The organism is Pacificoceanicola niger, assembly GCF_048553275.1.
Classification (GTDB): Bacteria; Pseudomonadota; Alphaproteobacteria; order Rhodobacterales; family Rhodobacteraceae; genus Pacificoceanicola.
Map to the genome: position 1 here is coordinate 21869 of NZ_JBLZMW010000030.1, position 10157 is coordinate 32025.

Below are 10157 nucleotides of genomic sequence, written 5' to 3' on the forward strand. Positions count from 1 at the left end.
CATGTCAGATCGCTTCGACTGCTTCGTTGTGTTTGCCGAAATGCGAACCGGATCCAATTTCCTTGAAGCGAACCTGAATGCGATGGACGGCATTACCTGTCACGGCGAGGCGTTCAATCCGCATTTTATCGGCTATCCGAATTCGGATGACATTCTCGGCGTCACGCAAGAAGAGCGGGACAACGCGCCCGAGACACTGCTCGAAACGATCCGGCAAGAGACGCACGACGGAATCGGCGGCTTTCGCTATTTTCACGACCATGATCCGCGCGTGCTCGAAACGCTGCTGTCCGATCCACGCATTGCCAAGATCATCCTGACCCGCAATCCGGCCGACAGCTACATCAGCAGGAAGATCGCGCAGGCCACAGGCCAATGGAAACTGACCAACGTCAAACGGCGCAAGGATGCGCAGGCCCAATTTGACGCGGATGAATTCGAGGCACATCTGTCCGAGCTGCAGAGTTTCCAGATCATATTGATGAAGGCCCTGCAAACCACGGCGCAAACGGCGTTCTACATCGACTATGACGATCTACAGGACGTTGAGGTCATGAACGGGCTGGCGCGGTGGCTTGGGGTCACGTCCTCTCTGGACAGCCTCAACACCGCGCTGAAACGCCAAAATCCGCAGCCGGCCTCGGAAAAGGTCGAAAACTTTGATCAAATGGCCGATGCGCTGGCGCGGATGGACCGGTTCAACCTGTCCCGCACCCCGAATTTCGAGCCGCGGCGCGGTCCGGTCGTGCCCTCCTACGTCGCGGGTGCGAAGACGCCTTTGATTTACATGCCTGTGCGGTCGGGGCCGGAGGCCGCAGTCGTAAGATGGCTTTGCGCCCTTGATGACGTGAAGGAAAACGCGCTCGAGTCCAAATTCACCCAAGGGAGCCTGCGCAGCTGGAAACGCGAACGGCCCGGCCACCGCAGCTTTACCGTTGTCCGCCACCCTCTCGCACGGGCGCACGAGGCTTTTTGCACAAAGATCCTGACCACCAGGAAAGGCAGTTTTGCCGGTATACGCAAGACGCTGCGCCGCGCGCACAATCTGCCGATTCCGGAAGGCGAGCCTGGCGCGGCCTATGACGCCGCAGACCACCGCATCGCCTTCACCGCCTGGTTGGATTGGGTCAAGGCGAACCTCTCCGGCCAGACTGCCGTACGCGTCGACGCCCATTGGGCCACACAGGCGCAATGCATCCAGGGCATGGCCGAATTTACGCTGCCCGACATGATCGTCCGTGAGGACGAGATGGAGGGCTATCTGCCCGCCCTCGCGATGCAGGTCGGGCACCTCGCGCCGCCCGACCCGGTCCAGATTCCGAACTCCGCGCCCTACTCGCTGGCGGAAATTTATGACGACCAGATCGAAGCGCTGGCCCGAGAGGCGTATCAGCGCGATTACATCATGTTCGGCTTTGACGATTGGGCTTGAGCCTTACGCTGTAACCTCCGTGAAGTTCGGCCCGTCGAACACACGCTTCGGGTTGCCCCGCTCAAGCTGATGGTGAAGCCAATGCGCGGTGCCCTGAGCGTGGGCCTTTCGCTCCGTCTCATCGGCCGCAACCAACCCTTGAAGGCGGTCGAGCGCAAGACGCCGGTTCTGATGCTGCGAGCGTTGATCGCGCGCCACCACGCAATAGCCCCGCCAACGTGCACGAATGGCGCTGGAAGTCTTGTTCTGATGCTGACCGCCGGGCCCGCCCGCGCGGATCGCCTGCATCTCGACCTCCGCCGTATCAATCGCCACGGCGTCCTGTGCTTCCGGCAGGCGGAACACCTGCACAAACCAGTTCTTGCGCTTGTGCCGGGGGCGCAGTGTGCTCGGACAGCGCCAGAGGATCACGCCCTCCCAGGCCACGGCCAATCGTTCCGCCCCGGGCCCGGTCAACCGAATCACCGCCGAGGCGGGACCGTGGCGTGCCGCGCGCAATACGGTATCGACCGACCCCGGCTCGGCCTCCGCCGAAAGCCGCGCGAGAACATGTGCAACAGCCTGACGGCATTCGCCCGGACCGTTGCCGCTGCTGATCAAAAGCGTGATGCTCATCGCTTGCCCTCCGTTCGGGTGCATTTGAACGTCACACGCGGGGCCATTGTCGCGATACGATGTGCGAGGCCAAAGCGTTCCAGTTCCGCCGCGACGTGCCCGGCGTCCTTGTAGGCGGCACCGGCTTCTTCAATCATCAGATCGCGATCCTCACAGATCACCCTGCCCCCAAGCGCGGTCCGCTCCATTGCGGCAAGGCTGCTCCGGCTGCGTTTGATCCGCCCGTGCATCGACGCGCGATCATACCGCCGGCCCGCTCCGTGAGACAGCGAGGCAAGCGCTGCGTCCGGTGCATCGTGCCGCGCGCGCAGCAAAAAGCTGTGGGTTTCCCGCGATCCGGCAAGTGGCGCGAGGCCGCAATCGGGGCCGGCGGCGCCCTTGCGGTGAAGCCACAGGCCATCGACTGCCGCGAGGTGATTGTGCGGAGCGTCACAAATCAATCGGACCTCACTGCCAAGAGCCTCGGCGGCACGCCGCGCGATGGTCAGCCTGTTTACCGCAGCCCACCGCTGCGCGACGTCATGGAGCACCAGGTAGTCATCCGCCGCCGCGCTGCCGGGCAGAAACCCGTCCCGCCAGGGGTCATCCAGCGCGGTGAACACGCGGGCGCCATGCCCACGCGACCCGGTATGGACCAGCAGGCACAGGGTGCCCTTGGCAATTGGGCTGCCCTCCTGCGCGTGAACCACCTCCTGAACTTCGCAGAAATGATTGCCGCCACCGATGCTGCCAAGCCCCTCAACGCCGGGCCCCGCAGACAAACCGGCAGCCTCAAGCGCTGTCTCGGCAAGGGTCCTTTCGAACGGATCCTGCAAGACGCGCATCCTCCGCGCGGCCTTGTCGAGCTTCAATCTGCGCGGCGGCAGGTCCAGCGCAAACAGCGCCATCCCGCAGCCGATGTCCGGCCCGATCAGTTGCGGGTAGATACGATCCGCCAGGAAAGCCGCTCCGACCGGGCCGTGCCGTCCGGGATGCAGGTCCGGAAAACCCGCGATTTGGCGCATGCCGGGCCACTGCGCGACCTGGGTCATCTGATCTTCGGAACGGCCTTCGATCCATGCCTGTTCCGTATAAAATTTGGTAACGGTGGCCGCATCCGCGACCCCGCTCAAAGGGGAATTGCCCATAAACCTGTCTTTCACAAAAGACTGCGGCCCGGTCAGGAGCCGCCAACAGGATCGCCAGGGAATGTCGGGAATAGCGCCGAAGCGCGGGTCAGCCCTGCAACCGATCCGAAGAAAGCGATGTGATATGAAGCTGTGTCATGCTGCGCCCTCCTCTGATTGCGGGTTTCTGAATGGCGGCTGACTAGGGTGTTCAGCGATTCGCGCAAAGGTCCATTTCAACCGCCGGCCTTCGGCCATGGCAAATGCGCAACACACAGGTCAGGCCGCTTTGACCGCCTCGAATTCGGTCAGGATCGTGTAGAGCGTTGCCGGATCCGGATTGGACCGCAGCTTGGAACAGAGTTCCACATTGCGCAGCGTACGGGACACCAGCGCCAAGGCCTTGAGATGCTCCACACCGGCATCTTCCGGGGCGAAGAGGGCAAAAACCAAATCAACGGGCTGACGATCCACCGCTTCGAAATCGATCGGTGTTTCTAGCAGGATGAACACACCGCTCACGTCATCAAGCCCGGAAATACGCGCATGGGGCAAGGCCACGCCATGCCCCACGCCGGTGGGCCCAAGAGATTCGCGCTCCATCAAAGCCTCGACGGTCGCCCCCGCGGGAAGACCGTGCGCGCCTTCGGCAAGATCCGCGACGTCATGCATCAGACGCTTCTTGCTTGAGACTGCGCTGACGACCTTGATGCCGCCAGGTTTGATGAGATCAACAAATTTCATGTTTTGCCCGTTTACTCGACCATCGTTTATTTTTTCGTTACGCGGTCGGTCAGTAGATCACGGATCAATCCACCCGATATTGCCGTCCTCGCGCCGGTAAACAACGTTCAAGCCATCCTTCTTATTGTTCCTGAACACCAGGACAGGGGCCCCGGCAAGTTCCATCTGCATCACCGCCTCTCCCACTGAGAGCGACGGGATCTTGGTCTCCATTTCAGCCACGATGATGGGCTGGAGAGTCTCCGGCTCTTCTGCGTCCGCGGCAGAATCGGATGCGAGGATATAAGAGGATGCTCCGAGAAGTTCAACGGGTTCCGTACGGTCGCGATGATGGTCTTTCAGGCGACGCTTGTACCGGCGGATCTGTTTGTCCATTTTCTCGACGCACCCGTCGAAGGCCCCGTAGATTTCGGTGGCATGCGCCTTGGCGGACGCATTGAGGCCCGTCGACAGATGGACCACGATCTCGCAGACATATTCATGTGCGCTCTTGGAGAAAATGACGTTCGCATCGGTCGGGCGCTGCGAGTATTTTTCCAGCGTCGCGCCCAGCTCAGTCTTGACATGAGTCTGCAGGGCATCACCCACGTCGATTTGCTTTCCCGTAATCTGATAGCGCATGGTCAGTCCTTTTTTTGTTTTTACCAGCACGCAAAACGAAACATGGCACGGATGCCCGGTGATTTGCGCACTGGTCAGGGAAGACAGGCCATCGCTCTGGCTTGAAAAGTCCGGCCCTCGGAAGCGAAGGAGCTTTCGGTCAGCCATACAGCGAAGCGGCGTGTCATACTGTCATTTGAGTAGAGAACGCCCCCGACTGTCAATCGAAACCGCACAGAATTCCGGTTCAAATCATCGAGAATCTGCCGCGGTCAGCCTCAGCCCATCCGAAAGCTGTCGCCAAGGTAAACCCGCCTGACGTTTTCGTTGCGAACGACCTCTTCGGGCGTTCCGGACATCAGAACCTTGCCATCGTGCAGGATATAGGCCCGGTCGACAATCTCCAGGGTCTCCCGGACGTTGTGGTCCGTGATCAGGACCCCGATCCCGCGTTTTTTCAGATCCGCAACAAGATGTCGGATATCGCCAACGCTGATGGGATCGACCCCGGCGAACGGCTCATCAAGCAGGAGATACTTCGGATCGGCGGCGAGGCAGCGGGCAATCTCGACGCGCCGCCGCTCCCCGCCAGACAGGGCCAGCGCCGGGGCACGGCGCAGGTGCTCAATCGAAAACTCGCCGAGCAGTTCCTCAAGCCGTTCGCGGCGACGGTGGCGGTCTTTCTCGGCAATGTCCAAAACGGAGGCGATATTGTCCTCGACACTGAGCCCCCGAAAAATCGACATTTCCTGCGGAAGGTAGCCAATGCCAAGCCGCGCGCGGCGGTACATCGGCAGGTATGTCGCATCCTGACCATCAATCAGGACTTGGCCGGCGTCGGGATTAACAAGACCGGCAATGGCATAGAAGGACGTTGTCTTGCCCGATCCATTCGGCCCAAGCAAGGCAACAACCTCGCCCCGGTCCAGACGCATCGTCACGTCGCGGATCACCACCTTCTTGCGGTAGCTTTTGCGCAAATGGGTCACACGCAGGCCGCTGGTGCCTTCCGTAACCGTCAGCTCCGGCCGGGACATTACTGCGCCTCACCTTGCTGCAGAACAGTGCGGACACGGCCCATCATTCGGGCCGCGCCGGTGTCAAGATCGACAACCATCCTCTCCGACGTCAGGGCATTCGGTCCCTGCGTCAGAAGCACGTTGCCCGCCATTGTCACGGAGCCGCCTTCGATATCATAATCGGCGCGCTCCGCTTCGGCGGCCTCATCGCCACTGACAAGCGTCACACCCCCGCTCGCTTCCAGCCGGTCAATCCGGCCCTGGCTTTCGGAATAAACCACCAGCACGCGCGGCGCGGCGAGCCGCATGTCGCCCTGCACGATGACCACATTCCCGGTATAGAGCGCGGTTCCGTCGGTCTGATTGATCGACAGGGAATCCGCCGTCACTTCGACCGGTGCATTTGTATCTTGTTGCATGGACCCGAATTTTACCGCGGTGCCTTGCTGGGCCTGTGCAAGAACAGGCAATCCTGCGATCAGCAGGGTAACAATCAGACGTCGGATCATGTGGCAGCACTTTCTCAATCTTGCGGGGTATATACCAGTTTTACGCCGTCCGTGAATAGCAGTTGAACGTCGCCACTGTCAGGCAGCGATTCGATGCGCATTTTACCCGCTTCCAGAGTCCCCAGCGGCCCATCGCCCTGCACGGGACCGCCGCTCTCAGCCTCGATCCGGTCGATGGCGGCCCCGAGTGTCTCCGTGGTCAGGGTATAGCCCGTCGAACTGTCGATCCGGACACCCCCGTCCATATCCGCCCATTGATCGCTGTCGCGAACGGTAGCGGTCTGCGCGGCGAGGGTAATTTCATTGCCATTCTTCATGCGAAGCTGCGCGGACAGATCTTTCGCCCGGATCACCCCATCAGCGCCCGGCGCGGCGGATCGGGCTGTCATGGTCAGCGTATCGCCATTTTCCGTGGTGCCCGCATAATACGGTCTGCCAACCTGCTCACGGCTGGTGCCGTCGCCGGTCAGACCCTCGGCAAAGGGGACGTCGAAAACCTGCTCGGTGCTGCGCGACAGCATAAACAGCGTCGACAGCAGAATGAGCGCGACAAGCGGCAGCAAGATCTTGAGCCAGGCGATGACCTGCGAATAAAGACCGACCCCACGCGCCATGGTCACGCCCTCCGTTTATCAGGCATGCGCAAAGATATCCGTATCCGGCCAGCCTTCAAGGTCCAGCAGAGCGCGCGTCGGCAGGAAGTCGAAGCAGCGTTGCGCAATCCCGGTGCGCCCCTCGCGTTCGAGCATAACATCCAGCGCCTCCCGCAGGCGGTGCAGGTACAAAACATCGGAGGCCGCATAATCCTGCTGCGCGTTGGTAAGCTCTGCCGCGCCCCAATCACTGGATTGCTGCTGTTTCGAGATGTCGACCGAAAGCAGTTCCTGTGTCAGCGATTTCAGGCCATGACGGTCTGTGTATGTCCGCACAAGACGGCTGGCAATCTTGGTGCAGTAGACCGGCGCGGCGAGCGCCCCGAACACATTGTACATCGCGGCAATATCGAACCGCCCGTAATGAAACAGCTTCAGCACACTGCGATCTTCCAGCAGGCGCGCAAGATTGGGTGCTTCGGTCTGACCCCGCGCAATCTGCACCAGATGCGCCGTGCCATCGCCTGCAGACAGTTGCACCAGACACAGCCGGTCGCGATGCGGGTTCAGGCCCATGGTCTCGCAATCGATCGCGACAACCTTGCCCAGATCAAGATCCTCCGGCAGGTCACCTTGATGGAGATGGTTGGCCATAATTCACCTTTCAAAACGCAGCGATCGACCCGCAGCACATACCGGCGGGGCCTGATGCATGCAACTGCGAGCCCCCGCTGGGGTCCGCCACATTTCGCCGACACTTCGGTCAAATGTGGCGCGATTCGAGCCGAAAAAGGCGCAAATATGGCGAGAGCCTGACTTGATTCGGACAGCCGGATTTAGTCAATCCCACGATCTGTAACACTCCGTGAGCGCCGACGCTCGCCCTCAACGTGTTCAATTCCTTGTATCATTTCCATGACATTTTTCAGCCCGAAAGGGCGCTGCGCAGGGATGGAAGGCATCAGACGCCAGCGGACGACAATACCGGTGGCACGCGCTTTGTTTCCAAATCAGCAACACGATCACAAGCAAGAGCCGCAGATTGCCCGGATCTGGTGCGCAGTGACCCCAGCGGCGCCTCATTGTTTACCCCGAAGGCGCGTTGCGACGCCGATTGTTTGCACCGGAAACGGGCGACACAACCGTGGCCATGGCCAACCCCGTGGACATCAGTGCGACCAGGAATTGAATCGGATCGCGAATAATACACGGGCCAGAGGCGCTGCCCCCCGCCAAGGAACGTCGCCCAAATCCTGAGCGCATTCAACCTTTAAGTGTTCAAAAAACTATCAGTTGACGCTGCGGCTCTGCGGCGGGCATAAAGCGGATGTCGATCAAATGTGACATTAATTTGTTCGGCATTGAGAATTAAGGCACTTGGGGGTTGGTGCTCCAATTTTGGGAGTGACGGGAAGTCTGCGAGACGGAAGCTGATTTGGTATCGGCAACCGAACAAACCGGAAAGCATAAACGAGATGCATATCGCTGCGGGCGATCTCTTTTTTGTTTGCTTGATGGGCAGAGGCTTTTCGTTGTGTTTGACACGTAGGAGGTCAATTTGACACTGCATCTTCGCCAGCCGATGTCGACTGCAAAGATCGAGGCTTTGATTGACGAAGCGCTGCTGACAAAGCCGCGCTCTCCTTTGTACCGTGATGTTTTCAAGCGCATCATGGACACCACATTGGTCCTACTGATCTCGCTGCCTGTTCTTCTTGTCCTGCTTCCGATCGCCTTTCTGATATCGCGTGACGGCGCATCGCCGCTGTATTTTCAGAAGCGTGTCGGCCGCAACGGACGTATTTTCTACATGTGGAAGCTGCGCTCCATGGTGCCGAACGCCCACGCCTTGCTCGAAGCGCATCTGGCCGCCAATCCAGAGGCACGCGCCGAGTGGGACCGTGACCAGAAGCTAAAAAATGACCCCCGCATCACCCGCGTCGGTCGCTTCATCCGCAAGACCTCGCTCGATGAGCTTCCGCAGCTCGTGAATGTGCTGACTGGCGACATGGCCCTGGTTGGCCCGCGTCCGATGATGGTGGAGCAGCAGGAGCTGTATCCCGGCAGCGCGTATTATGCTCTGCGCCCCGGCATCACCGGGTTCTGGCAGATTTCCGTGCGCAATGAATCGAGCTTTGCCGATCGTGCCAAGTTCGACACTGAGTATCTCCGCAAGGTCAGCGTGATGACCGATCTCGCCGTTATGCTCCGCACTGTCAAAGTGGTGCTCAAGGGCACCGGCTGCTGAACGATCTCTACTTCTCTCTCACCGTAGACCATTAAACCCCGCCGCTTTGGCGGGGTTTTCGTTTGCCCGACGGCGTCAATGGTCCACGGTCGCGATCAGGCATTGCCGCCCATCCGGCCCCCGCACCCACATATCCCCATCGCATCGGCACAGCGTTGCGGCCTCGACATGCATCAGCGGTGCGGTCGCCCTGAATGTGAAGCGTTTGATCGGGTTTCGCCGGGACGCCATGCGCATCAGAAGGTGCGCAAGGAGCGGCGCATGGACAACCAGACCGGCATAGCCTTCGACGTCGCGGGCATAGTCGAGATCGTAATGGATGCGATGGCCGTTGAAAGTCAGCGCGGAGTACCGAAACAGAAGGGTTGAACCGAACCCCACCGCTTCGCACTCCGTTTCATCGGTGCGCGCGACGGGCGGCGCCGGTCGTGGCGCGGCTGGATCGGGATCTTCGCGGTACACAAGGTCCTGCGTGTCCGAGAGGCAAAGCGTGCCGCCCTGATGCACCTCGTGCCGGAGCGTGACAAAGCCAAGCGGACCGGTTCGCCCCTCTTTGCGCGTCACGCGCTCGACACGACTGATCTTCTGCGCTGGAACAGCGGCACGCAGCGGGGCGTGGAACTCAAGCGCGCCTCCGGCCCACATCCGCCGTGGCAAGCCAAGATCCGGTATCAGCCCGTGCCCAACGGCTGGATGCCCATCACGGCCAAGGTACGTGGGCGGCTGCGCGTCCCAAAAGTAGATCTGATGAAAGAACGGTGGCAACGGCTGCCCGGCCTCGATGTCGGGCGCTTCGCCCAGAGCGCGTTGCAGCGCATGCGCCCGCGCCAGGTCCAGTACATCGGTTTGACGGATCTCGGTCATCGGCGCATCCTGCATCGGTCTCTCCCTTGCCAAAGGTTATTCCAACCATGCCTCCCGCCGTCCAGTCCCTCGATCACCTCGTCCTGACTGTCGCTGACATCGCCCGGACCTGCGCGTTTTACCAAACCGCCCTGGGCATGCAGATCCACGGTTTCGACGCGGCCGATGGCAGCAGGCGCACGGCGCTGATATTCGGATCGCAGAAAGTAAACCTGCACCATGCCGGGCATGAGTTCGAACCAAAAGCCAAAACGCCCAAGCCGGGTTCGGCTGATCTGTGCTTTCTGTCGGACGCGCCCCTGGTGGACTGGCTCGCCCATCTGTCCGCCAACGGCATCTGCGTGGAAAAGGGACGGTAATCTCCCCCTTTTTAACGGGGTGCATCCGTAGAACTTACGCGGCCATTTTCAGTTTCATGGCGGGTGTG

General features: G+C 60.5%; 12 protein-coding genes. 3 read left to right on the forward strand and 9 right to left on the reverse strand.

The window, feature by feature from the left end:
- Nucleotide 1 precedes the first annotated feature (1 nt).
- Entirely contained in the window at nt 2-1432 is a 1431-nt protein-coding gene (locus ACN2XU_RS23140; RefSeq protein WP_419412719.1) for a sulfotransferase family 2 domain-containing protein, read from the forward strand.
- A gap of 3 nt (nt 1433-1435) precedes the next feature.
- Here ACN2XU_RS23140 and prfH read toward each other — a convergent pair whose 3' ends face one another.
- From prfH to ACN2XU_RS23180, 8 genes are all read right to left on the reverse strand, one after another.
- Entirely contained in the window at nt 1436-2047 is a 612-nt protein-coding gene (gene prfH / locus ACN2XU_RS23145) for a peptide chain release factor H (RefSeq protein WP_419412720.1), read from the reverse strand.
- Nucleotides 2044-3174, reverse strand: a complete 1131-nt coding sequence (locus ACN2XU_RS23150) for an RNA ligase RtcB family protein (RefSeq protein WP_419412721.1) — start codon at nt 3172-3174, stop codon at nt 2044-2046. Before ACN2XU_RS23150 ends, prfH begins: the two co-directional genes overlap by 4 nt.
- Before the next feature lie 258 nt (nt 3175-3432).
- Nucleotides 3433-3897 carry a PTS sugar transporter subunit IIA gene (locus ACN2XU_RS23155; RefSeq protein WP_419412722.1) on the reverse strand — a complete coding sequence of 155 codons (465 nt, stop codon included), beginning with the start codon at nt 3895-3897 and terminating at the stop codon, nt 3433-3435.
- A gap of 57 nt (nt 3898-3954) precedes the next feature.
- Nucleotides 3955-4518 (reverse strand): ribosome hibernation-promoting factor, HPF/YfiA family, encoded by a 564-nt coding sequence (hpf, locus tag ACN2XU_RS23160; protein WP_419412732.1) that lies wholly within the window; start codon nt 4516-4518, stop codon nt 3955-3957.
- Nucleotides 4519-4775: 257 nt separating this feature from the next.
- On the reverse strand, nt 4776-5534 hold the full coding sequence (gene lptB, locus ACN2XU_RS23165) for an LPS export ABC transporter ATP-binding protein (RefSeq protein ID WP_419412723.1): 759 nt from the start codon (nt 5532-5534) through the stop codon (nt 4776-4778).
- On the reverse strand, nt 5534-6025 hold the full coding sequence (lptA, locus tag ACN2XU_RS23170) for a lipopolysaccharide transport periplasmic protein LptA (RefSeq protein ID WP_419412724.1): 492 nt from the start codon (nt 6023-6025) through the stop codon (nt 5534-5536). The genes lptB and lptA overlap by 1 nt, the downstream gene beginning before the upstream one ends.
- A gap of 14 nt (nt 6026-6039) precedes the next feature.
- On the reverse strand, nt 6040-6639 hold the full coding sequence (gene lptC, locus ACN2XU_RS23175) for an LPS export ABC transporter periplasmic protein LptC (protein WP_419412725.1): 600 nt from the start codon (nt 6637-6639) through the stop codon (nt 6040-6042).
- Nucleotides 6640-6657: 18 nt separating this feature from the next.
- Nucleotides 6658-7272: a ribonuclease D gene (locus ACN2XU_RS23180; RefSeq protein WP_419412726.1), complete on the reverse strand. Its 615-nt coding sequence runs from the start codon at nt 7270-7272 to the stop codon at nt 6658-6660.
- 904 nt (nt 7273-8176) lie between these two features.
- Here ACN2XU_RS23180 and ACN2XU_RS23185 point away from each other — a divergent pair.
- Entirely contained in the window at nt 8177-8866 is a 690-nt protein-coding gene (locus ACN2XU_RS23185) for a sugar transferase (RefSeq protein ID WP_419412727.1), read from the forward strand.
- Between the two features lie 75 nt (nt 8867-8941).
- Here the strand turns inward: ACN2XU_RS23185 and ACN2XU_RS23190 are convergent, their stop codons facing one another.
- On the reverse strand, nt 8942-9730 hold the full coding sequence (locus tag ACN2XU_RS23190; RefSeq protein WP_419412728.1) for an HTD2 family dehydratase: 789 nt from the start codon (nt 9728-9730) through the stop codon (nt 8942-8944).
- A 47-nt stretch (nt 9731-9777) separates the two neighbouring features.
- Here ACN2XU_RS23190 and ACN2XU_RS23195 point away from each other — a divergent pair, with 47 nt between their 5' ends.
- Nucleotides 9778-10089: a VOC family protein gene (locus ACN2XU_RS23195; protein WP_419412729.1), complete on the forward strand. Its 312-nt coding sequence runs from the start codon at nt 9778-9780 to the stop codon at nt 10087-10089.
- The last annotated feature ends 68 nt before the right edge of the window (nt 10090-10157 follow it).

Bases quoted from the DNA above. Each gene is read 5' to 3' on its own strand.
- ACN2XU_RS23190 (WP_419412728.1), bottom strand. From the start codon at position 9,730: ATGACCGAGATCCGTCAAACCGATGTACTGGACCTGGCGCGGGCGCAT.
- ACN2XU_RS23155 (WP_419412722.1), bottom strand. From the start codon at position 3,897: ATGAAATTTGTTGATCTCATCAAACCTGGCGGCATCAAGGTCGTCAGC.
- prfH (WP_419412720.1), bottom strand. From the start codon at position 2,047: ATGAGCATCACGCTTTTGATCAGCAGCGGCAACGGTCCGGGCGAATGC.
- ACN2XU_RS23195 (WP_419412729.1), top strand. From the start codon at position 9,778: ATGCCTCCCGCCGTCCAGTCCCTCGATCACCTCGTCCTGACTGTCGCT.
- ACN2XU_RS23150 (WP_419412721.1), bottom strand. From the start codon at position 3,174: ATGGGCAATTCCCCTTTGAGCGGGGTCGCGGATGCGGCCACCGTTACC.
- ACN2XU_RS23140 (WP_419412719.1), top strand. From the start codon at position 2: ATGTCAGATCGCTTCGACTGCTTCGTTGTGTTTGCCGAAATGCGAACC.
- lptA (WP_419412724.1), bottom strand. From the start codon at position 6,025: ATGATCCGACGTCTGATTGTTACCCTGCTGATCGCAGGATTGCCTGTT.
- ACN2XU_RS23180 (WP_419412726.1), bottom strand. From the start codon at position 7,272: ATGGCCAACCATCTCCATCAAGGTGACCTGCCGGAGGATCTTGATCTG.
- hpf (WP_419412732.1), bottom strand. From the start codon at position 4,518: ATGCGCTATCAGATTACGGGAAAGCAAATCGACGTGGGTGATGCCCTG.
- lptC (WP_419412725.1), bottom strand. From the start codon at position 6,639: ATGGCGCGTGGGGTCGGTCTTTATTCGCAGGTCATCGCCTGGCTCAAG.
- lptB (WP_419412723.1), bottom strand. From the start codon at position 5,534: ATGTCCCGGCCGGAGCTGACGGTTACGGAAGGCACCAGCGGCCTGCGT.